Source organism: Planomicrobium sp. YIM 101495, assembly GCF_009707665.1.
Classification (GTDB): domain Bacteria; phylum Bacillota; class Bacilli; order Bacillales_A; family Planococcaceae; genus Planococcus.
This window is the reverse complement of sequence record NZ_WLZW01000001.1, coordinates 612,159-635,530: the sequence shown is the minus strand read 5'-3', so window position 1 is coordinate 635,530 and position 23,372 is coordinate 612,159. Positions and strand designations below refer to the sequence as shown.

General features: G+C 49.1%; 24 protein-coding genes. 21 read left to right on the top strand and 3 right to left on the bottom strand.

Annotation, left to right across the window (positions count from 1 at the left end):
• The first annotated feature begins 79 nt into the window (after positions 1-79).
• The 5 genes from GIW82_RS03210 to GIW82_RS03190 all read left to right on the top strand — a co-directional run bounded on the left by GIW82_RS03210 (position 80) and on the right by GIW82_RS03190 (position 3,545).
• Complete coding sequence (locus tag GIW82_RS03210; protein WP_154748459.1) at positions 80-583, top strand: QcrA and Rieske domain-containing protein; 504 nt, start codon at positions 80-82, stop codon at positions 581-583.
• Between the two features lie 21 nt (positions 584-604).
• The gene (gene qcrB, locus GIW82_RS03205; protein WP_370455979.1) at positions 605-1,279 is read left to right on the top strand and encodes a menaquinol-cytochrome c reductase cytochrome b subunit; all 675 of its coding nucleotides are present in this window, start codon (positions 605-607) and stop codon (positions 1,277-1,279) included.
• Positions 1,280-1,318: 39 nt separating this feature from the next.
• Positions 1,319-2,101 (top strand): menaquinol-cytochrome c reductase cytochrome b/c subunit, encoded by a 783-nt coding sequence (locus GIW82_RS03200; RefSeq protein WP_154748458.1) that lies wholly within the window; start codon positions 1,319-1,321, stop codon positions 2,099-2,101.
• Between the two features lie 98 nt (positions 2,102-2,199).
• Positions 2,200-2,811 carry a lipoprotein heptaprenylglyceryl N-acetyltransferase LhaT gene (lhaT, locus tag GIW82_RS03195; protein ID WP_154748457.1) on the top strand — a complete coding sequence of 204 codons (612 nt, stop codon included), beginning with the start codon at positions 2,200-2,202 and terminating at the stop codon, positions 2,809-2,811.
• A 50-nt stretch (positions 2,812-2,861) separates the two neighbouring features.
• The gene (locus GIW82_RS03190; RefSeq protein ID WP_154748456.1) at positions 2,862-3,545 is read left to right on the top strand and encodes a zinc metallopeptidase; all 684 of its coding nucleotides are present in this window, start codon (positions 2,862-2,864) and stop codon (positions 3,543-3,545) included.
• 56 nt (positions 3,546-3,601) lie between these two features.
• Here GIW82_RS03190 and GIW82_RS03185 read toward each other — a convergent pair whose 3' ends face one another.
• On the bottom strand, positions 3,602-4,471 hold the full coding sequence (locus GIW82_RS03185; RefSeq protein WP_154748455.1) for a YitT family protein: 870 nt from the start codon (positions 4,469-4,471) through the stop codon (positions 3,602-3,604).
• Between the two features lie 119 nt (positions 4,472-4,590).
• Here GIW82_RS03185 and GIW82_RS03180 point away from each other — a divergent pair, with 119 nt between their 5' ends.
• The 16 genes from GIW82_RS03180 to GIW82_RS03105 all read left to right on the top strand — a co-directional run bounded on the left by GIW82_RS03180 (position 4,591) and on the right by GIW82_RS03105 (position 19,763).
• Positions 4,591-4,929, top strand: coding sequence for a nucleotide pyrophosphohydrolase (locus GIW82_RS03180; protein WP_154748454.1), 339 nt, complete (start codon positions 4,591-4,593; stop codon positions 4,927-4,929).
• Positions 4,926-5,726 (top strand): 4-hydroxy-tetrahydrodipicolinate reductase, encoded by an 801-nt coding sequence (gene dapB / locus GIW82_RS03175; protein ID WP_154748453.1) that lies wholly within the window; start codon positions 4,926-4,928, stop codon positions 5,724-5,726. The genes GIW82_RS03180 and dapB overlap by 4 nt, the downstream gene beginning before the upstream one ends.
• A gap of 15 nt (positions 5,727-5,741) precedes the next feature.
• Positions 5,742-6,146, top strand: a complete 405-nt coding sequence (locus GIW82_RS03170) for a methylglyoxal synthase (protein WP_154748452.1) — start codon at positions 5,742-5,744, stop codon at positions 6,144-6,146.
• A 10-nt stretch (positions 6,147-6,156) separates the two neighbouring features.
• A complete protein-coding gene (bshA, locus tag GIW82_RS03165; protein WP_154748451.1) occupies positions 6,157-7,293 on the top strand; it encodes an N-acetyl-alpha-D-glucosaminyl L-malate synthase BshA in 1,137 nt (378 codons plus the stop codon).
• Entirely contained in the window at positions 7,290-8,429 is a 1,140-nt protein-coding gene (locus GIW82_RS03160; protein ID WP_230309156.1) for a CCA tRNA nucleotidyltransferase, read from the top strand. The genes bshA and GIW82_RS03160 overlap by 4 nt, the downstream gene beginning before the upstream one ends.
• 57 nt (positions 8,430-8,486) lie before the next feature.
• Positions 8,487-9,467, top strand: coding sequence for a biotin--[acetyl-CoA-carboxylase] ligase (locus tag GIW82_RS03155; protein ID WP_154748450.1), 981 nt, complete (start codon positions 8,487-8,489; stop codon positions 9,465-9,467).
• 349 nt (positions 9,468-9,816) lie between these two features.
• On the top strand, positions 9,817-10,656 hold the full coding sequence (gene panC / locus GIW82_RS03150) for a pantoate--beta-alanine ligase (RefSeq protein WP_154748449.1): 840 nt from the start codon (positions 9,817-9,819) through the stop codon (positions 10,654-10,656).
• 1 nt (position 10,657) lies between these two features.
• Positions 10,658-11,041: an aspartate 1-decarboxylase gene (gene panD / locus GIW82_RS03145; protein ID WP_154748448.1), complete on the top strand. Its 384-nt coding sequence runs from the start codon at positions 10,658-10,660 to the stop codon at positions 11,039-11,041.
• 861 nt (positions 11,042-11,902) lie between these two features.
• The gene (gene dinG, locus GIW82_RS03140) at positions 11,903-14,665 is read left to right on the top strand and encodes an ATP-dependent DNA helicase DinG (protein ID WP_154748447.1); all 2,763 of its coding nucleotides are present in this window, start codon (positions 11,903-11,905) and stop codon (positions 14,663-14,665) included.
• 67 nt (positions 14,666-14,732) lie between these two features.
• The gene (locus GIW82_RS03135) at positions 14,733-14,903 is read left to right on the top strand and encodes a YpmA family protein (RefSeq protein WP_154748446.1); all 171 of its coding nucleotides are present in this window, start codon (positions 14,733-14,735) and stop codon (positions 14,901-14,903) included.
• Between the two features lie 14 nt (positions 14,904-14,917).
• On the top strand, positions 14,918-15,394 hold the full coding sequence (locus tag GIW82_RS03130; RefSeq protein WP_370455978.1) for a cell wall elongation regulator TseB-like domain-containing protein: 477 nt from the start codon (positions 14,918-14,920) through the stop codon (positions 15,392-15,394).
• A gap of 13 nt (positions 15,395-15,407) precedes the next feature.
• Entirely contained in the window at positions 15,408-16,595 is a 1,188-nt protein-coding gene (locus GIW82_RS03125; protein WP_154748444.1) for a pyridoxal phosphate-dependent aminotransferase, read from the top strand.
• Between the two features lie 66 nt (positions 16,596-16,661).
• A complete protein-coding gene (gene asnS / locus GIW82_RS03120; RefSeq protein WP_154748443.1) occupies positions 16,662-17,957 on the top strand; it encodes an asparagine--tRNA ligase in 1,296 nt (431 codons plus the stop codon).
• Between the two features lie 76 nt (positions 17,958-18,033).
• Positions 18,034-18,735 (top strand): DnaD domain-containing protein, encoded by a 702-nt coding sequence (locus GIW82_RS03115; protein WP_154748442.1) that lies wholly within the window; start codon positions 18,034-18,036, stop codon positions 18,733-18,735.
• A 13-nt stretch (positions 18,736-18,748) separates the two neighbouring features.
• Complete coding sequence (gene nth, locus GIW82_RS03110; RefSeq protein WP_154748441.1) at positions 18,749-19,429, top strand: endonuclease III; 681 nt, start codon at positions 18,749-18,751, stop codon at positions 19,427-19,429.
• Positions 19,404-19,763, top strand: a complete 360-nt coding sequence (locus GIW82_RS03105; protein ID WP_154748440.1) for a YpoC family protein — start codon at positions 19,404-19,406, stop codon at positions 19,761-19,763. Before nth ends, GIW82_RS03105 begins: the two co-directional genes overlap by 26 nt.
• A gap of 126 nt (positions 19,764-19,889) precedes the next feature.
• Here the strand turns inward: GIW82_RS03105 and GIW82_RS03100 are convergent, their stop codons facing one another.
• Complete coding sequence (locus GIW82_RS03100) at positions 19,890-22,607, bottom strand: transglycosylase domain-containing protein (RefSeq protein WP_370455977.1); 2,718 nt, start codon at positions 22,605-22,607, stop codon at positions 19,890-19,892.
• Positions 22,608-23,258 (bottom strand): Holliday junction resolvase RecU, encoded by a 651-nt coding sequence (gene recU / locus GIW82_RS03095; protein WP_154748439.1) that lies wholly within the window; start codon positions 23,256-23,258, stop codon positions 22,608-22,610. It abuts the gene before it with no gap.
• Between the last annotated feature and the right edge of the window lie 114 nt (positions 23,259-23,372).

The following is a 23,372-nucleotide window of genomic DNA, read 5'->3' as shown; positions in this document are numbered from 1 at the left end:
ATCATTAGATTGTCCTAGTTATTATATTTGAATGAGTATGTCCGTTGGACTGACCTTGAATGTTAGAGGGGGGAAAAGGATGAGCAACAATCGTGTGTCAAGACGTCAATTTTTAGGTTACACACTGACAGGAGTAGGCGGGTTCATGGCAGCAGGAATGTTGATGCCGATGATCCGTTTCGCAGTCGATCCAGTCCTGCAAGCAGGAGGCACGAGCGACTTCGTATTAACAGATCAGCGCGTTGATGACCTAACAGCAGAGCCGGTACGTGTCGACTTCGCATTTGAACAAGTGGATGCTTGGTACACATCTGAAGTGACCAACTCAGCTTGGGTATTCAAAGAAGGCGATAAAATTATCGCACTATCACCTGTATGTAAGCATTTAGGCTGTACAGTGAACTGGGCAGGCGATCCAGAAGAGCCACACCAATTCTTCTGTCCATGTCACGCAGGGCGTTATGAAAAAAATGGCCAGAACGTTGCGGGTACACCGCCGCTTGGGCCGCTTGACGAGTATGAAACTCAAGTGCAAGATGGTTTTATCGCCATCGGAGCACCAAGAGCAAACACTTTAGTTTAATAGTTAGGGGGTACGTCACCAGTGCTAAACAAGTTATATGATTGGGTTGATGAGCGTCTAGATATTACGCCGATTTGGCGCGATATCGCAGACCATGAAGTACCGGAACACGTAAACCCCGCACACCACTTTTCAGCATTCGTCTATTGTTTTGGAGGACTGACTTTCTTCATCACGGTAATCCAGATCCTATCTGGGATGTTCTTGACAATGTATTACGTTCCGGACATCGAGAATGCTTGGCAGTCGGTCTACTATCTCCAGAATGAAGTAGCATTCGGAGAAATTGTGCGTGGGATGCACCACTGGGGAGCTTCTTTAGTAGTAGTTATGATTTTCCTTCATACACTTCGGGTGTTCTTTACTGGTTCTTACAAAAAACCGCGTGAGCTTAACTGGGTGGTCGGAGTTATGTTATTCGGCGTAATCCTAGGGCTGAGCTTCACAGGTTACTTGCTTCCATGGGATATGAAAGCATTGTTCGCTACGAAAGTAGGTATTGAAATTGCCGCTTCCGTACCGTTCATCGGGGAATACATCAAGATTCTTCTAGCAGGAGATTCCGTTATTCTCGGTGCACAAACATTGACCCGCTTCTTTGCGATTCATGTATTCTTCTTACCTGCAGCGTTGCTTGGGTTGCTAGCTGCTCACTTTATCATGATTCGCAGACAAGGGATTTCAGGCCCACTGTAAGCTGAAACTTTTTGAAGATTTTTTAAAGGAGGGGACATTATGCATCGCGGTAAAGGGATGAAATTTGTTGGGGACTCTCGCGTTAAAGGCTTAGAACATAGAATGCCGAACGTCCCTAAAGACTATTCCGAATACCCTGGTAAAACCGAGGCTTTCTGGCCGAACTTCCTTTTGAAAGAATGGATGATCGGTGCAGTATTCCTTATTGGTTACTTGCTCCTGACTGTCGCTCACCCGTCGCCTCTTGAAGGTCAAGCGGATCCGACAGACACAGCATACATTCCATTGCCAGACTGGTATTTCCTGTTTTTGTACCAATTATTGAAATATGAGTTCGCTTCTGGACCATATAACATCGTCGGCGCTATCATCATGCCAGGCCTTGCATTTGGTGCATTGGCACTTGCTCCATTCTTGGATCGCGGAAAAGAAAGACGTCCATCAAAACGTCCGTTGCCGACAGCTTTCATGCTTCTGGCAGTCGCTTCTATCGTATTCCTGACTTGGCAGTCTGTAGCTTACCACGACTGGGAAGCTGCTGAAGCACAAGGACAGATCAAAGAAGAGGTTGAACTTGATACATCTGCACCAGGCTACGAAGTCTACACCAACTCAGCTTGTATTAACTGTCATGGTGAAGACATGAGCGGTGCAGTCGGACCAGCCCTTGCCGGCACTGGCCTTACTGCTGAAGAAATTGCAGAAATTGCAGTGAACGGAATCAGTGAAGGCGGCGCGCAAACAATGCCACCATCATGGGATGGAACGGATGAAGACCTTCAGGTTCTTGCAGAATTCATCGCAGGCCTTGAAACTGAATAATGATCAAGTCGAAAAAGAGCCGGAAATCCGGCTCTTTTTTTTCAAGACGATGAAGTGTGAAAATTCATTTTACGTGGATTTCAAAAAGGAGGACCCCAATGAACGAATTGATCCAAAAGATTTCCGTGTGGTTGATGTTCCGGCCATTCCTCATCTTGTTGTTCTTCATCAACCTCGGCGGAACGATATACGGCTATTATTGGTACGGCTACCAGCTCGAAAAGACCGAGCCGATTTTCCTCTTGTTCGTACCGGACAGTCCGACAGCGAGTTTGTTCTTCACGATCGTTCTAGGCTTCTGGATTATCGGGAAACGCTGGCGCCTCATGGAAGCACTGGCTTTCATTACGCTCATCAAGTATGGGGTGTGGGCAGTCGGCATGAATTTGCTGACGCTTTGGCAGACGGGGGATATCGGCTGGATGGGATGGATGCTTGTCGCATCGCATGGCGCGATGGCGTTCCAAGCGGTCTTGTATCTCGATCATTACCGGTTTGGCTGGCTATCGGCCGCACTCGCTGCTGTCTGGACGCTGCATAACGATGTCATCGATTATGTCTTCGGCCAGATGCCGATTTATCCAAGTTTGAGTGAATTCAGCAGCCAGATCGGCTATTTCACGTTTTGGCTGTCGATCGTGTGCATTGCTTTCGCGTTGTTCGCAGCGTGGTTGAACCGCCCTAACAGCGTTCCAGTTGACCAAAATTGACTTTCTTTAGTAAAATTAAGATAGACTAGACAGAGGGTGAGGAAATCGACATGAGTTTAGGATCATATCTAATCTATTTTGCTGTATTGCTGATTTTGCCATTATGGGCCCAATTCAAATTAAAACGTACGTATGGAAAATATTCGAAAGTACGCTCGACTTCAGGGTTGAACGGTGCACAAGTTGCCCGCCAGATTCTGGACGAGAACGGACTTCATGATGTAAAAGTCGTAGAAAGCCGGGGGATGTTGAGTGACCACTACAACCCGATGACGAAAACGGTTGCACTAAGCAGCCATAACTTCCATGAAGCTTCAGTTGCCGGTACGGCAGTTGCTGCACACGAAGTAGGTCACGCGATTCAGGATGCGGAAGATTATTCGTTCCTGCGTTTCCGTCATCGGTTAGTGCCGGTCGTCAACATTTCATCCAATGCTTCATGGATCTTCATCATGATCGGGATTTTCTCTTCGTTACCTGGAATGCTTTTGCTTGGAATCGGCTTGCTCGCGGTCGGTGTGCTGTTCCAATTGATCACACTGCCGGTTGAGTTCAACGCATCCAACCGGGCGATGGACCAGCTGTTAAGCGCGAACATCATCCGTAATGAAGAAGAACCGCACGCGAAGAAAGTGTTGAACGCAGCTGCCATGACATATGTTGCCGCAACAGCTGTAGCAGTGCTTGAACTGGCACGTCTCCTCCTAATCTATACGAACATGAACCGTTCATAATAATAAAACAGGTGAAGGAAAACAATTGTTTTCCTTCACCTGTTTTTCAATTTCAGTTACCCGATCGGATTTTTCTGGTCATCAAGCGTGAATCCTTCGCCCATGACATCGTGGACTTCCATCAGTGACACGAAAGCATGCGGGTCAACCGAGTTCACGATATTCTTGAGCCGTACGATCTCGTTCCGTCCGACGACACAGTAAAGCACTTCACGTTCTTCTTTCGTGTAATGGCCATAGCCGCGGAGAACCGTTACCCCACGGTCCATCTCCACGGCAATCCGGCTTGCGATCTCTTCCTGGGCAGAAGAGATGATGAGCGCTCCCCGTCCGGAATAAGCACCTTCTTGCACGAAATCGATGACACGTGCGCCGACAAATACGGCAACGAGCGTGTACATCATCGTCCGGTTGTTCAAGAATGTCAGCCACGACAGGAAAATGACTATTGCGTCGAACAAGAACATCGTTTTCCCCATGCTCCAGCCGAAATACTTCTGAACAAGGCGCGCGATAATATCGACGCCACCCGTCGTCCCGCCATAGCGGAAGATGATGCCGAGTCCCGCTCCGACGAAGACGCCAGCGAACAAGGATGCAAGCAACAAGTCATTTTGCAAGTGCACTTGCACTTCGTAAATGAGGAACAGCTTCAAGAATACGGAGACTGCGACGGTGCCGATGATTGTGTAGACAAATACTTTCCGGCCGAGCAACTTCCAGCCGATGATGAACATCGGGATATTCAATAATAAGTTCATGAGTGCAGGATCCCATTTCCACAAGAAAAACATGATCAATGTGATGCCGGCGAAGCCGCCTTCACCAAGTTCATTCTGGATATTGAAATGCACAAAACCGAAACTGAACAACGCTGCTCCGATTAGGATGAAAATGATATTTTTTAGTTTTAACCCCTTTAGCAAACAATCTCCTCCCATTCATTCCACCTTCTGTATTATCATAGATAGAGAGGATTTTGACAATATAGTTTTTGTTCTTTACGATGAAACTATGGACTGGCAAGTAGAAGGAGTGAGCTGGAATGAGCGGACAGAAAACAATAAAGCAAATACAGGGCGAAGTGGATGCATACATCGGACAGTTCAAAGAAGGCTATTTCACGCCGATGGAACTCGTCGCGCGCCTGACGGAAGAACTAGGCGAATTATCGCGCGAAGTGATGCACGAATTCGGACCGAAGAAAAAGAAAGAAGACGAACAAGACAATTCAATCGGCGCAGAGCTCGGCGACCTGCTATTCGTCATGACCTGTCTAGCGAACTCACTCGACATCGACCTACAAGAAGAGCATGATAAAGTATTACAGAAATTCAATTCCCGCGATAAAGATCGCTGGACAAGAAAGGAAGATGCGAAATGAAGATCCGCGTTGCAATCGCAGGGGCAAGAGGAAAAATGGGACAAGAAGCAGTACATACGATCATGAAACAACAAGGGATGGAACTCGTAGCCGTTTTAGACTATAAAGAAGTGGGCGAAACGCTCGGAGATACGGATGTCTTTCCGGATAGCTTTACCGTTCCAGTATTTTTAGAGCTGGCACACTTGCACCGCGAAACGAAGCCGGATGTCTTAGTCGATTTGACCTCGCCGGAATCGGTTTATGAACATACGAAACAAGCACTTGACCTCGGTATCCGTCCAGTTGTCGGAACCACCGGGTTTTCGGACGAGCAATTGAAGGAACTGACGGCACAAGCTGAATGTGACAGACTCGGCTGCATCATCGCACCGAACTTCGCAATCGGTGCTGTATTGATGATGAAATTTGCACAGCAAGCAGCGAAATATATGCCGGAAGTCGAAATCATCGAAATGCACCATGATCAAAAGCTCGACGCTCCTTCAGGGACGGCAATGAAGACGGCGCATCTGATTTCAGAGGAACGCCAAACGCATGCGCAAGGTCACCCGAATGAAAAAGAGACACTCGAAGGTGCAAGAGGCGCAGATTATACCGGCATGCGCATCCACAGTGTCCGTTTACCAGGCCTTGTCGCGCATCAGCAAGTGATGATGGGCGGCGAAGGACAGCTGCTTACGATCCGCCACGATTCATTCAATCGCGGTTCCTTCATGTCTGGCGTCGTCTTGTCTGTCGAGCGCGTCATGGAGTTGGATCAATTAGTCTACGGACTTGAACATATCATCATCTAAAGGAGATCACATTATATGAATATCGCACTAATCGCACACGACCGGAAAAAGGATGATCTCGTTCAATTCGCGATCGCTTACGAAAGCATCTTGGCAGATCATACAATTTTCGCGACAGGAACTACAGGGCAGCGCGTCATAGACGAGACAGCGCTCGAGATCACACGTTTCCAATCAGGACCGCTCGGCGGGGACCAGCAAATCGGCGCGATGATCGCGACCGATCAAATGGACATGGTCATCTTCTTCAGAGACCCACTCACTGCACAGCCGCATGAGCCGGATATTACGGCGTTGCTGCGACTATGCGACGTCTATCACGTTCCGCTTGCGACGAATATGGGCACGGCAGAATTATTGTTGAAAGGATTACAGGAAGGGTTCGCTGATTGGCGGCTGATCAGGAAGTCACGGGAATAGGAGTGGAACTATGAGAAAAATGAAAATTGGGGTCGTTTGCTACCCGACGGTCGGCGGATCAGGTGTTGTGGCGACGGAGCTGGGCAAGCGTCTCGCGGAAGCTGGGCATGAAGTGCATTTCATCACGTCATCCACACCGTTCCGCTTGAACCGGATCTACAGCAACATCATCAGCCACCAAGTGGAAGTCAACCATTACTCCGTCTTCCAGTACGCGCCGTATGATATTGCGCTGGCGACGAAGATTTCGGAAGTCATCAAAAACGAAGGACTGGATTTGCTCCACGTCCACTATGCGATCCCGCACGCTGTCTGTGCGATTCTTGGCCGCAGCATGGCTGGCTCGAATATCGGTATCGTCACGACGCTCCACGGCACGGATATCACCGTACTGGGGACTGATTCATCACTCAAGCAAGCAATCAGATATGGCATCGAACAGTCGGACGTCGTGACCGCAGTGTCAAACTCGTTGCGCGAGCAGACGTATGAAATGATCGAGCCGGACAAGGAAATCAAGACTGTCTACAACTTCGTTGACGAACGCGAATATAAACGGAAAGAACAGCCGGAATTAAAAGCGCAGCTTGGCCTTTCAGAAGACGAACCGGTGCTGATCCACGTTTCGAATTTCCGGAAAGTGAAGCGCGTCGGAGATATCGTCTCGACGTTCGCAAAAGTCTGCAGTAAGCTTCAAAGCAAGCTGCTCCTTGTCGGGGATGGCCCGGAAATGGGACAAATCGTCCAGCAAGTGAAAGAGCTTGGCATCGAGGGGGACGTCCTGTTCCTCGGCAATCAAAATAGATTAGCGGACCTTTACAACATTTCCGATGTGAAATTGTTGATGTCCGAAAAAGAAGCATTCGGCTTAGTAGCGCTCGAAGCAATGGCATGTGGTGTCCCGTGTCTTGGCACGCGTGTCGGCGGCATCCCGGAAATCATCGAGGATGGTGCGAATGGGCTCCTTGTCGACCTGGGAGACGTTGAAACTGCTGCGAGCCGCATTACCGTTGCTTTGAAAAATCCGGAGTTGATGGAAAAACTGAAAGCCGGCGCACTCGAAACAGCCCGGAAGAAGTTCCACTCGGATATGATCCTTGCACAATACGAAGAAATATATGAACAGCTCCTGGATGCACGCCAATGATGGACACTGCAAAGAAGATTATCCTAGAACTCAAGACGGCAGGCTTCGAAGCATATGTCGTCGGCGGTGCTGTACGGGATTTGTTGTTAGGCCGTGTGCCTCATGATACAGACGTTGCTACTTCCGCACTGCCGGAAGAAGTGAAGCGCGTATTCGAGCGGACCGTCGATACAGGAATCGCTCACGGCACAGTCCTTGTGCTGCTTGACGGAGAAGGAATCGAAGTAACGACGTTCCGTACGGAAGGTGCGTACACAGACCACCGACGTCCGGACGAAGTTGCATTCGTCCGGACGCTGGAGGAAGATTTGAAGCGCCGTGATTTCACAATCAATGCGATGGCCATGACCGAGACGATGGATATCATTGATCCATTCGGTGGACGTATAGATTTGGAAGATAAGCGCATTCGTGCGGTCGGAAATAGTTCGGAACGTTTCTCGGAAGATGCACTTCGTATGCTCCGTGCTATCCGTTTTTCTGGTCAGCTTGATTTTGCGCTCGACGACGAGACGTTCGCTGCAATTAAGCAGGAAGCTTCTTTGATTTCATCAATTTCGATCGAACGCGTGAAGGCGGAACTGGACAAAATGTTCCTGCACGAGCAAGCGGCGAGAAGTCTCGGTTATTTACAGGAAGCGAAGCTCAACGAACATCTGCCGAATGGCAAAATGTTCGACGTGGATTGGACGGCATACGAAGCGACAGGAAACTCTCTCTACGGCTGGGCATTCATGCTGCACCGCGGAGGTTTTGACGTGTCTGCACTTCGGCTGTACAAGCTCTCGAATGACGAAAAACAGCAATTGGCGAATACGTTGTGTGCAGCTTCACTTGAGACGTGGAACGCGTGGACTTATTATTCGATCGGCACAGAAGCGCTTGAAATGGCGGCGAAACTGACAGACCGGCAAGTAGCAATTCCCAAAAAGAAGTCACTGCTACCAATTGCGCACAAGCAGGAAGTGGCGATCAACGGTAAAGACTTGATGGAATGGACCGGAAAAAAACAAGGGCCATGGCTGAAGGACTGGATTAGCCGTATCGAGCGCGCAATTGTTTTCGGAGAGCTTCCGAATGATCCGGCAACGATCAAAGAATGGTTCCAAGTGGAATTTTCAACGCAAGACGAATGACAAAACAGGGGGTGAAGCCGCCGTGTCCACGTAGTGGATCGCGGCGGTAAAAGGTTCATGAATACGACTATTACACAGCAAATCGCGGAGCGGCTCCTTGCGAACAAAGGGAATCCAGTTTCTGGCCAACAGCTAGCCGAAGACTTCGGCATATCGCGAACAGCTATCTGGAAGCACATGAAAGAGCTCGAAGAACAAGGTTACGAGCTCGAGACTATCCGGAAAAAAGGCTACGTGCTGAAACAAGCGCCTGATACGCTCGACCCAATTGGCATCAGTCCGTTTTTGCGCACAGTGCGCATCGGACAAAACCTTTCCTACCACACATCTGTAACATCGACGCAAATCATTGCACATCAGTTGGCACAAGATGGGGCACCGGACGGGACGGCTGTTATTGCGGAAGAACAGACGACTGGGCGCGGAAGAATGGCGAGAAAATGGGAGTCGGCATATGGCAAAGGCGTTTGGATGAGTATCATTTTGCGCCCGCAAATCCCGATCCACAAAGCACCGCAATTCACGCTAGTTGCAGCGGTAGCTGCTGCGAAAGCCATTGAAGAAACTATCGGCAGAGCACCTTCCATCAAATGGCCGAACGATATTTTGATCGAAGGCAAGAAGAGCACAGGCATTTTGACGGAATTGCAATCCGACGTGGATGGCGTCCAAGCATTGATCATCGGAATCGGCTTGAACGCCAACCAAGTGGAGGAAGACTTCCAGGAAGACCTGCGCTCGATCGCCACGTCCATACGGATGGAAAAAGGGGAAGCGGTCAACCGCGCTGCACTTGCTGCAGCGGTGCTAAACCACCTGGAATTCTACACCGATTTGTATCTCGAAGAAGGTTTCTCACCGGTCAAATCAGTGTGGGAAAGCTATTCCAATACGATCGGCAACCGCGTCCGTGCACGTCTCGCGAAAGAAACGCTGATCGGTGTCGCCGAAAGCATCACCGACGACGGTGTGCTGAAGCTACGAACGGATGACGGCGTCGTGCATGCGATTTACTCTGCAGATATCGAATTAACTTAAAGCAAATCGTCTTCGGAAGGGAGTGGATCTTTTTCGGAGGCGATTTTTTGTGGAAATTTATTATCGTTACATATTTATATTATGTAACCTCAAGAGTGAAAGCAATACTTTTTCGAGTAGAAATCCCATAAAAATATTTTGGTTTCGAAAGCGAATTCTGCTATAGTATGTATGGGCAGTATCCTTGTGAACTGCACCTTTGCACGGCCTGAAAACTAACATATCACACTGCCTTGATCACATGAATCGACAGGGACGGAAGAAACCGAATCAGTCTTTTTCTGTCTTTCTGTTCTGCAGAAGGACTTTTTATATGGTTTTCTTCTTTTTCCAGAAAGGAAGAAGCAAGATGAAGACAATCACAACGATTGACGAATTGAAAAAATGGGTGCGCAAGAAGAAACACGCGAACGCATCGATCGGGCTCGTCCCGACGATGGGCGCGTTGCACGACGGCCACCTTTCACTACTTAAAAAAGCGCGAAAAGAAAACGATGCAGTCGTCATGAGTTTATTCGTCAACCCGGCACAGTTCGGACCAGATGAAGACTTTGACCGCTATCCACGCGATTTTGACCGCGACCACGGCTTGGCAGAAGCTGCTGGAGCCGACGTATTATTCGCACCAACAACAGAAGAAATGTACCCGACGCAGAGCCGCATCGCCATTCACGCAGGTGAACAAGCACAAGTGATGTGCGGCGTCTCGCGTCCAGGACACTTTGACGGCGTCTTGAAAGTGGTCACGAAACTCTTCCATTTGACGGAAGCGGACCGTGCGTACTTCGGTCAGAAAGATGCGCAGCAACTCGCAATCATCGAAGCATTTGTCCGTGACTACGACTTCCCCCTGACAATCGTCCGCGGTGAAACAGTGAGAGAAGAAGACGGCCTCGCGAAAAGCTCACGCAATGTCTACTTGACGGAAACAGAGCGAATGGAAGCACCACATCTGCAAAAAGCGCTTCAGCTCGGAACAGCCCTTTATCGGGAAGGGAAAGATCCGATCCCAGAGATGACCGACTATATCCAGCATCATACGTCTGGAAAAATCGACTACATCGAACTGCACAGCTTTCCGGATTTGCATGGACCGATTACGAACGAAGCTGCTTTAGCCATCGCCGTCCAATTCGGTGGCGCACGCCTGATCGACAACACCATTTTCAAAACGAAAGGACCGAATTAATATGATGAGAATGATGCTGAACTCCAAAATCCACCGCGCAACTGTCACGGAAGCTGACTTGAACTACGTCGGAAGTATCACGATCGACCAAGACATCCTGGACGCTGTCGGCATGATACCGAACGAAAAAGTCCACGTCGTCAACAATAACAATGGTGCACGTTTTGAAACGTACATCATCTCCGGCAAGCGCGGCAGCGGCGTCATCTGTGTCAACGGCGCGGCGGCACGCCTAGTCCAAAAAGGCGACATTGTCATTGTCCTAACGTACGGATACGTCTTAGACCAAGAAGCAGCAGCACACGAGCCAACCGTTGCTATTATGGGCGAAGGCAACGTCATCGAAGAAATCATGCACTACGAACCAGAAGCAACCATCCGCTAATCCAACAGCCGTCCTTCCTTCCAACTAGAGGGGAGGGGCGGCTGTTTTAAGTTTTAGAATTTGTGCTTCAAGTTTTAATTTGTGTTAGGAGTATGAATTGGAGATGATAGGCTGACCTACATTCAAGAGTTTCACATGCTAAAGCATATATTTGCCTTTGAGCCTCCTCAGTCGCTATGCTCCTTCGCTAACAGGAGTTTCATCGAATCTTGGGGATTGGATGAACCATGCATAGCAGCCAGTGTCGTATTCTCACAGAAGGTGTCAAGTATTAGTGAGTGATTTCAGATTTCAAGCTAATTCGGTATTTAGTCGCGACGCAGTTTTTTCCACTCTTGAAAATGAGCGAGTCGGAGATGCATGCCGTACCTCAAGCTGGCGAAGTTGTATCTCGCAGTCATCAAGTCGCATCTTGACAACGTCAATGCAGAATTTGATGCCAAGTAGTAACTCGTGTTGCCGAAGTAGTAACTCGCCAAAACAAGAATCGCAGCGGCCTACGCAGTAAGCCGCCAAGCAAATATGAAACACTCAAATTAGAAAGAAATACTGATTATTATTCTCCACTACTTAAACAGATCAACAGCGAAGTGGCTGGCCTGGACATGGCGGAGGGGTAAGATGAGCAGTTCTCAGCTCGGCTTACCCCGGGAGCCATGTCCTTAAGCCATGAGCGACATTACATGCGACACCAGTTCTCTTTTCCACATACCCAAACAAGAATCGCAGCGGCCTATGCAGTAAGCCGCCAAGCGTTATGTTATAACTCTAATGCACACCTCCCAATCCAACAAAAAAAGCGGAAACGGCGCGGATATGGTACAATTTTTTTAGATCATCACCAGGAAAAGAGGGAGTGCGATGAATACGCGTAAATTTGTCGTTGTCGATATCGAAACAACCGGACACGCTCCTGCTAAAGGTGACCGCATTATCCAATTGGCTATGGTGACAATAGAAAATGACCGGATTACCGATACATACATGGCATTTGTCAACCCAGGAAAAGCGATTCCAAGATTCATCCAAGACCTAACCGGGATCACCGAGCGGGATGTCCAAGATGCCGGACCATTTGAAGATGTGGCAGCTGAAGTGTTCGATCGCCTGCAGGATGCCGTATTTGTCGCACATAACGTCCAGTTCGACTTGCCGTTTCTCCAGCAGGAACTCACACGCGCAGGCTATCCGAAATGGCAAGGCCTGGCGATGGATACCGTCGAGCTAACAAGGCTTGCATATCCGACCGCCTATAGCTACAAGCTCCAAGATATTTGTTCGGAGCAAGGAATTCATTTGAAGAACGCACATCGTGCAGATGACGATGCACTGGCGACGGCGGAACTGTTTTTAAAGGGAAGAGACGACTTGCGCACATTGCCGTGTGAGACGCTTGAGCTTTTACACAAACGGTCATTCCAGCTGAAGTCGGATTTGTCGCGTCTTCTTTTCGACTTGATCCGTGAAAAACGGACGAGCGGTGAAGTATACGGCTACCGATTCCAAAACATCCCGCTGAAAATGCGTATGCCGATCGAGGGAAGCGCTTTGGAACCGGTGTCACTGTCAGGGGATTGGCACGAGAGGATGAGTCGTGTGTTCCCGAAGTTCGAACCGCGGGAAAGCCAGTTCAAGATGATGGCAGCTGTCGAGAAGTCGCTTGAGGAGCAGGAAGAGCTCGTCATCGAAGCGTCGACCGGGATGGGCAAGACACTCGGCTATTTATTGCCGGCTGTCAATTATGCATTGGAGTCAGGCAAGCAAGTATTGATTTCTACATACACCACACACTTGCAAGATCAATTGCTGCAAAAAGAGGGCAAAATCGTCGGCAAGTTTTTCGATGCACCGATCCGGTTTGCGCTCGTGAAAGGACTCGGCAATTATTTGGATCTGCACCGCTTTGCGGAGCTTTTGCAAGGAGACGACGAATCATACGATGAGACTTTTACACTCATGCAAATCCTGATTTGGCTCATGCAGACGGAAACGGGCGATTTGAATGAATTGAACGCTTCAAGCGGAGGGCAACTCGTGCTTGATAAAATCCGCCGATCGCATTTCCGTAAACTGACGAAGCATGATTCAGCTTATGACTTTTATGAATATGCCATGGCAAAAGCGAAGAATGCACACGTCGTCGTGACGAACCATGCCTTCCTTTTGAACCAACGTGTATCAGAACGGGCATTGACGGAGTCTGCTGGTGCGATTATTTTTGACGAAGCGCATCAGATTGTCCAGACGGCTGTTTCCCAATACGAAAAGTCGCTCGTCTATACGCAGTGGAAGTATGTCTTCGGACAGATCGGGATTTTCGAAGACCAACAATTGTATTCGAAACTATACGAGATTGCGGAAGCAAGAGGGTTCGCCTCCATCCCAGAGCTTTTGAGGCTGGAAGGTTTATCCAAAAAGATCTTTGCAGGGTTCGATCAATTGGCGGCTGAACTGACATTTCACTTTACAGAACGTTTCGCAGGCAGTCGTCATAAGAAAAATTCCGTGTTGCTCGAGGAATTGCCGATGTCACTAGAAGGGCCGCGTGAGATTTTGCGCAACTTGAACGAGTGGATCGATTTGTCACAGATCATCATGCAAAAAGCGGAGCGGCTCCATGAAACGTCTCTGGCAGAACGATTAGTGCTGACGGAGTGGCGGTATTGGACGGAAGAGATCATGGTCAAAACCGAGAACTTCGGGGAGATCTTCATCGACTCGACCGAACATGGCATTGCGTGGGTCGATGGCGACTTGCGCAGCTTGCCGAACAGCTTGACGTTGTATAAACGGCCGTTTGAGGTGCGCGAAGTGATCGATGGGGCCATCGGGAAGTATCGTGGACAGCTCGCGCTCATTTGGCTGTCAGGAACGATGAGTGTCCCTTCGAATGACCGTTTCATCACGAACCAGCTGGGTGTACCGGAATCGGTCAGCATCGAGAAGTTCGATCCGCCGATCGGCTTTTACGAAGGCGCACAAGTGTTTCTCGTGGAAGACATGCCGGAGATCCAGAAAGTTTCCCAAAGGGAGTGGATCGAGAGTGTGGCGGATGCAGTCATTCAGACCGTGCTCGTCACGGAAGGGCGTTGCTTCGTCTTGTTCACTTCTCAGGACATGCTCCGCAAAACGGTGGAGTTGATCCAAGATACAGGACTGCTTGACGATTACATGCTGTTTGCACAAGGCATTTCGTCTGGCAGCCGGATGAGGTTGTTGAAATCGTTTCAGCGCTTCAAGAAGTCCGTCTTGTTCGGGACCAATAGCTTCTGGGAAGGTGTAGATGTACCAGGAGATGCGCTTCGTGCAGTCATCGTCGTCCGTCTGCCATTCACGTCGCCTGAAGAGCCGATTTTCAAAGCACGGTGCGAAGCGATTTCGAAGGAAGGGAAGAACCCGTTCCTACACTACGCATTACCGGAAGCGGTGCTGCGTCTAAGGCAAGGGTTCGGCCGATTGATCCGTTCGAAAGACGATCAAGGGCTGTTCATCGTCCTGGATCGCCGGATCGAAACGAAATCGTACGGGCACGAGTTTATCAGTGCCTTGCCAAAAGTGGAAGTCGTAAAAGGGCCATTGGAAAAGATGGTAACGGATATCGAAGCTTGGTATAATGAACAGTGATTCGAAGACGCTTGTTCAGCCTCCAAACGGCTGAGAAATGTGAAAGAATGGAAAGGAAGAACGCCTGATGGAATCCAAGATCGAAGTGCTGTCGACAATCGTCGTCGACTATCAGTCCGATTTATATAAACTAGTCGACGGGCTGAATCGGACTCTAAAGAAAGAAGACTTGATGTTCGGTTTGGCACTCGATAAAGAAAATCCGGAAAAAGCGGTCTTCACGATATACAGGACATAGGTGATGAGATGACAGTGAAAAAATGGGTGACGTTCATCGTCGGATTTCTATCTTTTTTTGCAGTGGCTTTGATGATCTTGATCATCGTCGCAGGCAATAAACCGTATTCCGAAGTGGAGCAGCGCGCAATCGATCAAGTGGAACGAGCCAATTACTTGGCATCGATCGAGCAAGTGTATGTCTATGCCCATAAGACGGAAATGGTGACGGTCATCGGACGGGATGCCGCTGGTGTACTGAAGGCGGTCTTCGTACCGACGGATGAAGGGGAAGTGCAGTTCGCTTCGCTGGAACGTGCGATTTCGCCAAAAGAGGCAAGAGAGATCGCCACAGAAGGCATGGAAGTGAAAGACATCCTTCATACGAAGCTTGGCATGGATGATGACGGTGCTGTCTGGGAAGTGACTTTCTTGAACGAAGATGGTGGGTTGAACTATGTTTACATTCCGGTCGAATCCGGAACTTGGTCTAGACGCATTTTGAATTTGTGAAAGGGTGGAAATCATGAATCTCGCAAAACGTGTGCAAACTTTAACGCCTTCAACAACATTGGCGATTACAGCAAAAGCGAACGAACTGAAAGCGGCAGGAGTCGATGTGATCGGCCTTGGAGCAGGTGAGCCGGATTATAATACACCAGAAAACATCCTTGAAGCTGCCTATGCATCCATGAAGGAAGGCAAGACGAAGTATACGCCGTCTGGCGGTTTGCCGGACTTGAAGCGTGCGATCGCTGCGAAATTGAAGCGCGATCAAGGTCTTACGTACGCCAATTCGGAAATCATGGTCGGAATCGGTGCAAAGCATGTTTTGTATACATTGTTCCAAGTACTGCTGGATGAAGGGGACGAGGTAATCATCCCGATTCCATACTGGGTTAGCTATCCGGAGCAGGTTAAGCTTGCGGAAGGCGTACCTGTCTATATCACAGCTACTGCTGATCAGCAATACAAGATCACAGCACAGCAGCTGCACGACGCGATTACAGAGAAGACAAAAGCGCTCATCTTGAACTCGCCGTCTAATCCGACAGGAATGATCTACACGAAAGAAGAGCTTGAGCAACTAGCAGAAGTGTGCCGCGAGAAAGACATCTTGATCGTTTCGGATGAAATTTATGAAAAGCTGATCTACGGGGACGCTGAACATGTTTCCATCGCGACGCTTTCAGACGATGCGAAGAAACGGACACTTATCATCAATGGGGTGTCGAAATCACATTCGATGACAGGGTGGCGCATTGGCTATGCGGCAGGAGAAGCCGACTTGATTAAAGCGATGACGGATCTTGCATCCCACTCGACATCAAACCCGGTGACAACTTCTCAGTATGCAGCGATCGAAGCGTACAATGGCTCACAAGATGCAGTTGAGGAGATGCGCAGTGCATTCGAAGGCCGTCTGGAAGCGATCTATCCGCAGCTGGCGGCGATTCCAGGGTTCAGCTTGATCCGTCCGCAAGGCGCCTTCTACTTACTGCCGGATGTCCAGGAAGCGGCAACAAGAACAGGCCATGCATCAGTCGATGAATTCGTTGAAGCATTGTTGACGAAGGCGAACGTTGCAGTTATTCCAGGCTCTGGTTTTGGCGCTGATACGACGATTCGTCTATCGTATGCGACATCGCTCGAGAAATTGGAAGAAGCAGTAGCGCGTATCCGGAAGTTCGTCGAGGCGAACTGGCAAGGCTGATTCCACAATAACCGGAACGAAATGCACAAATCATGAACGATTCTTATAGAAAAAGTGGAGGCTATTATGAAGAAAATTACAATTGCCGAAATGGCACAGCATGTTGGAGAAACAGTAACAATCGGCGCTTGGATCGCTAACAAGCGTTCAAGCGGGAAAATCGCGTTCTTGCAGTTACGTGATGGCTCTGGGTTTGTCCAAGGCGTCGTCGTGAAAGCGGAAGTACCAGAAGAACTGTTCGCCACGGCGAAAGGTTTGACGCAAGAAACATCTGTATACGTAACAGGGGTTGTGAAAGAAGACGAGCGTTCTTCATTCGGCTTCGAACTTGGCGTAACGGATGTGAAAGTGATCCACGAAGCGAAAGACTTCCCGATCACACCGAAAGAGCATGGCACAGAGTTCTTGATGGACAACCGTCACTTATGGCTGCGTTCAAGAAAACAACACGCGACGATGAAAGTCCGCAACGAAATCATCCGCGCGACGTACGAATTCTACAACAACCACGGCTTCGTGAAAGTGGATCCACCGATTTTGACAGGCTCAGCTCCTGAAGGCACTTCAGAACTATTCGCGACGAAGTACTTCGACGAAGATGCATACTTGTCCCAGTCTGGTCAGTTGTACATGGAAGCGGCTGCGATGGCACTTGGGAAAGTATTCTCGTTCGGTCCGACATTCCGTGCGGAAAAATCGAAAACACGCCGTCACTTGATCGAGTTCTGGATGATCGAGCCGGAAATGGCATTCGTCGAGCACGACGAGAGCCTGGAAGTACAAGAACAATATGTAGAACACATTGTGCAGTCGGTCTTGAAAAACTGCAAACTGGAGCTGGAGCGTCTTGGACGTGACACTTCAAAACTGGAAAACGTCAAAGCGCCATTCCCGCGCATCTCGTATGATGAAGCAATCGAATGGTTGAACAATAACGGACACGACGACATCAAATGGGGCGACGACTTCGGCGCACCACACGAAACGGCAATCGCTGAAAACTACGACAAGCCGGTCTTCATCGTCAACTATCCAACAGGCATCAAGCCGTTCTACATGCAACCACACCCAGAACGCGACGACGTCGTTCTATGTGCTGACTTGATCGCACCGGAAGGGTACGGCGAAATCATTGGTGGATCTGAACGGATCTACGATTATGAGCTGATGAAACAACGCATCCAAGAGCACGATTTGGATGAAGAAGCTTACGCATGGTACTTGGAACTCAGCAAATACGGCGCAGTGCCACACTCAGGATTCGGCCTCGGCCTCGAGCGCACAGTCGCTTGGATCTCCGGTGCAGAGCACATCCGTGAGTCCATTCCATTCCCACGCCTGTTGAATCGTCTGTACCCTTAAGAAACGTCGACGGAGCTGTTTGATGGAATATCAGCCTCGTTAGATGTTAAGAGAGATAGAGAAAGGTGGTTGGGTTATGAAACAGCCGAATCGTCTGCAGCAATGGATCGAGCAGGGAAATGTTCACATTTCCCAGCTTTTTTTTCAGTATTACAAAGAACTGAACATCTCCGATGAAGAAGCGATGCTCTTGATGCATCTTCACGCTTTCCAGCAGAACGGGGATTCATTCCCGACGCCGGATAAAATTGCGGAGCGGATGCAGTCATCTTTAAAACGCATTGCAGATATGCTACAGAAGTTGATGAAACAAGGCTATATCGAAATCGAGCAGCAAACGTCCGATAACATGCTGAGTGAAACGTTTTCACTGCAGCCGTTATGGGACCGTCTGCTCGACTGTCTGAACAAAGACCACCAGGAAGACAAGAAGCAGTCACTTGAAGCGCTCGAAGGAGAGATTTTCCAGGTCTTCGAGCAGGAGTTCGGCCGCTTCCTGTCCCCGATGGAAATCGAAACCATTTCGATGTGGATCGACCAGGACGGCCATACACCAGAGGTCATTCGCATGGCACTGAAAGAAGCGGTGCTCGCGCAGAAATTGAGCCTCCGGTATGTCGACCGTATTTTGTTCGAATGGAAAAAGAAGAACATCAAAACCTCGAAGGAAGTTGCGAAACATGCATCTTCCTTCCGGGAAAAAAACCTACAGCTTCAGCCGGCTGCAAGCGCAGCGAAGAAAGTACAGTTTTATAACTGGCTGGAAGACCGTAGCTAGCAGGTGAAACGCATTGATGACGAAAAAAGAATGGCATGCATGCCTCGAAGTGATGGAAGAAATGTTTCCGGATGCACATTGTGAACTTGTGCACAAAAATCCGTTCGAGTTATTGATTGCGACACTTCTATCGGCGCAGTGTACGGACAAGCTCGTCAACAAAGTGACAGCTACATTGTTTGAGAAATACCACGCGCCGGAAGATTACATTGCCGTACCTCTCGAAGAGCTGCAGCAAGATATCCGCTCAATCGGTCTCTACCGAAACAAAGCGAAAAATATCCAGGCGCTCAGTCATATTTTAATCAATAGCTACAATAGCGAAGTTCCGGCAGATAGAGATCTGCTCATGACTTTACCTGGAGTCGGCCGGAAGACGGCGAACGTTGTCGTATCAGTCGCATTCAACATTCCAGCAATGGCAGTCGATACGCATGTGGAGCGCGTCTCCAAACGCCTTGGGTTATGCCGCTGGAAAGACAACCCACTGCAAGTCGAGGAAGTGTTGATGAAGAAGACGCCAGCACACGACTGGTCGAAAACACATCACCAGATCATCTTCTTCGGCCGCTACCATTGCAAAGCACAAAATCCGCAATGTTCAGTCTGTCCACTTTTTGACCGGTGTAGGGAAGGACAGAAGCGTGCGAGAAAAGGATTGGTCAACCGTGAAACATCAGTGGAAATTGACTGACAAACACGTAGCGGTTCTTTTCAGCCGCTGGGATGAATTGTCCGCTGCACTTCACGACCTGCACGCCGAACGGGCAGAGGGAACAAAGGAATTGATGGATGAGGCAATCGCGCTTTACGAAGAACTGTCCACACTGTGTGACGGTGTGGTCGAGCCGATCAATCAGGAAGAACGTTTGTCATTTGTCCGTGCGAACCGGGGGCGATTTACTGCATACCGACAACTTGTCGTACTGTTCAAGGAATTCCAGAAACAGTTTGCCGCGAAACGCATCCGGTCAGAATTCGAAAAGACCGACATCTATCGGAATGCCGCGACAAAAGGCGACGCATGACAATAAAAATAAAAACCATTCTTGCAGAGCCATAATTCATGGTCGCAAGAATGGTTTTTTTGTGAGAAGAATTCGAGACAGAAAAGCCGGTGCGAATCATTTTCATGATGTACACCGGCTCTTGTTTTATTCTTCAGTTCCTTCATCTGGCTCATCGTCAGCAGGTGGTGCGTCGTCTGGCTCGTTGCGGGAAGAAGGAGCGACTGCGTCTTCATCTTCACCGTCATCCGGTGGAGTTTCGCCGTCTCCATCTTGGCCGCCGCCATTGTTGTTGCCATTACCTTGACCGCCGCCGTTCCCGTTGCTATTTCCAGTCCCGTTTCCGTCTCCTTCACCATTTCCATTGCCTTGGTCTGGTGCTTCAGGATCGGTTTCGTCTTCACCGTCATCTGGGTTTTCCACTGGCTCTTCAGGTTCGTCTTCGACTGGTTCCTCCGGTTCTTCAGGCTCTTCTGGAGGAGCAATTTGAACGATGACAGAAGCAGGAGCACTTCGTTCGTCGCCTCTCACTGCAGTCACAGTAAAGGTGTATGAGATGCCTTCTTCGAGACTTTCGTAAGTGTAACTCTGTTCACCGGTCGTCCCGGCAACATTCGTGCTGTTGTTATAGGATACTGCGACTTCGAATGCCACATCTTCCGTGTCTTCATAGTTCCATGTGAGGTTCGCCGATTCGCCTGCGACTTCCGCATTCAAGCCGGTCGGTGCAGCCAATTCTTCTTCCTCTTCCTCAACCGGTGGCGCTTGACGCGTCGGTTCGGTTCCTTTGACGAACAGTTCCGTTCTTCTCATATTGCTTGGCGTTGATGATCCAGCCAATTGAAGTGGTTCCGTATACAAATGAATATCCGCTTCCACGACAGATGCTGGTTGCGTAAAATTCTCTGTAGTGGAAGGAGGGGAAATCTGAGCCATGACGTTCTTGAATAGTCGCTGCGAAAGCAGACGCTCATTCGAGGACGTGTCGATTGCTTGTGCACGTGTCGGATAGCCGCTCCATACCGAAATCGAGTAGTTCGTCGTGTAACCGGCGAACCAAATATCCGGTGCTGAGCTGGAGCCGAGTCCGTACTTATCAAGCTCACCAGCTGTATAGTTCGTCGTACCGGTTTTGCCGGCAAGGTCAAGACCGCTGATCGCCGCTTCTTTGCCGGACGAGCCGGCTAGTGTCGTATCGACGACATCGCGGAGCATGTCCGTCACCATATAAGCGGTGCTGTCTTTCATGGCTGGAACAGAATCAGGTTTGACGATTTCTTCTGTTTCACCGTCACGGAAAACGATTTTCGTGATGGTGTGCGGTTTTGTGTAGATTCCTTCGTTCCCGAAAGCTGCGAATGCACCGGCCATATCGACCGTTGAAATGTTGTGTGTGCCGAGTGCGGAAGATTCGTGTAGATCTCCTAAATCAAGGCCAAGTTTTTTCGTGAAAGCTGAGGCATTGTCGTAACCGACCTCATCGAGTGCTTTGACCGCTGGGATGTTGCGTGAGCGGTAAAGTGCTTCTCGGATTGTCAGACTGCCTTGGTAGCGGCCATCGACGTTGCGGACTTCTTGGCCGTCTTCGTATTCATACGGCTCATCGACGATCGTTTCACCTGTCGACCAGTCATTGTATTCGATTCCTGGACCATACGCGATCAGTGGCTTGATCGTCGATCCGATTTGACGGTCTTTCTCTATTGCGAAGTTCCGTCGAATATCTCCGGAGTAATCACGTGCTGCGCCAATTGCACGGATGGCGCCAGTCTTCGTATCAACAACCGTCATCCCGGACTCGACTTCTTCATCAAAGAACAAATCGGAAGCCATCGTCTCGTTTACTGCCTTTTGGACGTTTGGTTCGAGTGTCGTGTGAATTGTCAATCCTTCATCAAGTGCATATTCATTATCAAGAGACTCAAGTTCGTCAACGACCATTTCCATGAATGCCGTATATTCACCCGTCGGCATTTGTTTACGTTGGTCTTCCGGCAATAAAGAATCCGTCACGGACTTTGCTTGTGCCTGCTCTTTTTGTTCCGTCGTAATCTTGCCGTGCATTTCCATCAAGTTCAATACCGTGTTGCGGCGTTTTTCTGCCGCTTCCGGGTTGTTGAATGGATTGTAGCGGTTCGGGCTCTGCGGAATACCAGCAAGGACTGCCATTTCATGCAGTTCCAGTTGGTCCAATGTCTTGCCGTAGAAGTTCTCGGCTGCAGTACCGAAGCCGTAAATGTTCCCGGACATCAAGATCTTGTTGAAGTACATTTCAAAGATTTCTTCTTTTGTATACTCTTTTTCAAGCTGGTAAGCGAGATACGCTTCTTGCGCTTTCCGTTTCAACGTCTTTTCGTTCTTCAAGAATGAGTTCTTGATCACTTGTTGGGTGATCGTACTCGCGCCTTGTGAGCCGAAACCGTCCGTGACGTTCGCGATCACCGCACCACCGAGACGGATGATGTCGATGCCGGAATGTTCATAGAAACGGTTGTCTTCCGTTGCCAGGATGGCATTCTCCATCATTTCCGGAATATCTTCGTATTCGACATACATCCGGTCCTGAACGGTAAAGTACGGAATTTCCGTCTCACCGTCAGCTGCTAGAAATGTTGGTGAAATCGGATCGCGCAACAACTCTTCCTCGAGTTCCGGTGCGCTGCTCGCGTAGATGGCAAACATGCCAGCACCGAAGAGCAAGCCGGCGAAGCCGAGGATGACGACAGTCAGGATGATGCGTTTGATCCATGTGCCAGTCGTCACTTTTTTCTTGCCGTTCTTTCCACCGTTTTTCTTTTTCGCAGACTTTTCTTGCTGCATTTGGGCTTTTCTGCGCTGTTCACGCGTCATATTATGATCTGCCACTTATAGTTCCCCACTTTCATGTTGCCTTGTTTCATTCAATAGCCTTTCGAGTGCAGGCAAGTAATCGAGCCTTGGAAATGCTTTCGGTTCGATTTCGATGGAAGTGTCTTCGATCTCTTGCAGGGTGATCGATTTCCTTCCGCCTTTAAGCATGCGTTCCCAAAACACTTCGAGTGCTTCGTAGCGAAGTAAAAAATAACGTTCCAAAGCCGAGAAGCGAATGATTAAAAATGCGATTCCTTGCGCTTTGGATACTTGTGACATGTGGACGATTTGATGGTCATGAACGTTCTTTAAAGGAAAGGATGTTTTATTTTCTGTTTCTTTCGCTTCGAAATCGATGTATTTCCCGCACCAGACGCCATTGTAATCCGTCGTCGATGGCGTGCGGAAATATGCTTCCCGGACCACCGCAGCACTCCTTGAAGGATACTCGACTTTGACGATTTGCAGAGGGACCGGCTTCTTATGGACGATCGCCAAGCCGCGTTGCAGGTAAAAGTCGTTCGTCTCATTCAGCTCGTCTTCTAATGTCTTACCCCGATTACTGAAGGAATAGTCTTTTTTCTTCCGCTTCGGAGAGGGCGCATCCGTCTGGGCATGCCGCTCTGGTTTTATGAATTTCCGACCGTTGGGATAATTGATTGTCATTCTATGCACCTCGCATGTCCCATCATATCACATCAAATGAGACGGATTGCTGTCTGAAAGGTTTCAAAACCTAGCATTATAATAGCGGATTGAACCACCTTTGCCAAATGAAAA

Excerpts from the sequence above, each read along its gene's own strand:
- GIW82_RS03210 (WP_154748459.1), top strand. The coding sequence starts at position 80 with ATGAGCAACAATCGTGTGTCAAGACGTCAATTTTTAGGTTACACACTG.
- GIW82_RS03200 (WP_154748458.1), top strand. The coding sequence starts at position 1,319 with ATGCATCGCGGTAAAGGGATGAAATTTGTTGGGGACTCTCGCGTTAAA.
- lhaT (WP_154748457.1), top strand. The coding sequence starts at position 2,200 with ATGAACGAATTGATCCAAAAGATTTCCGTGTGGTTGATGTTCCGGCCA.
- GIW82_RS03190 (WP_154748456.1), top strand. The coding sequence starts at position 2,862 with ATGAGTTTAGGATCATATCTAATCTATTTTGCTGTATTGCTGATTTTG.
- GIW82_RS03180 (WP_154748454.1), top strand. The coding sequence starts at position 4,591 with ATGAGCGGACAGAAAACAATAAAGCAAATACAGGGCGAAGTGGATGCA.
- dapB (WP_154748453.1), top strand. The coding sequence starts at position 4,926 with ATGAAGATCCGCGTTGCAATCGCAGGGGCAAGAGGAAAAATGGGACAA.
- GIW82_RS03170 (WP_154748452.1), top strand. The coding sequence starts at position 5,742 with ATGAATATCGCACTAATCGCACACGACCGGAAAAAGGATGATCTCGTT.
- bshA (WP_154748451.1), top strand. The coding sequence starts at position 6,157 with ATGAGAAAAATGAAAATTGGGGTCGTTTGCTACCCGACGGTCGGCGGA.
- GIW82_RS03160 (WP_230309156.1), top strand. The coding sequence starts at position 7,290 with ATGATGGACACTGCAAAGAAGATTATCCTAGAACTCAAGACGGCAGGC.
- GIW82_RS03155 (WP_154748450.1), top strand. The coding sequence starts at position 8,487 with ATGAATACGACTATTACACAGCAAATCGCGGAGCGGCTCCTTGCGAAC.
- panC (WP_154748449.1), top strand. The coding sequence starts at position 9,817 with ATGAAGACAATCACAACGATTGACGAATTGAAAAAATGGGTGCGCAAG.
- panD (WP_154748448.1), top strand. The coding sequence starts at position 10,658 with ATGATGAGAATGATGCTGAACTCCAAAATCCACCGCGCAACTGTCACG.
- dinG (WP_154748447.1), top strand. The coding sequence starts at position 11,903 with ATGAATACGCGTAAATTTGTCGTTGTCGATATCGAAACAACCGGACAC.
- GIW82_RS03135 (WP_154748446.1), top strand. The coding sequence starts at position 14,733 with ATGGAATCCAAGATCGAAGTGCTGTCGACAATCGTCGTCGACTATCAG.
- GIW82_RS03125 (WP_154748444.1), top strand. The coding sequence starts at position 15,408 with ATGAATCTCGCAAAACGTGTGCAAACTTTAACGCCTTCAACAACATTG.
- asnS (WP_154748443.1), top strand. The coding sequence starts at position 16,662 with ATGAAGAAAATTACAATTGCCGAAATGGCACAGCATGTTGGAGAAACA.
- GIW82_RS03115 (WP_154748442.1), top strand. The coding sequence starts at position 18,034 with ATGAAACAGCCGAATCGTCTGCAGCAATGGATCGAGCAGGGAAATGTT.
- recU (WP_154748439.1), bottom strand. The coding sequence starts at position 23,258 with ATGACAATCAATTATCCCAACGGTCGGAAATTCATAAAACCAGAGCGG.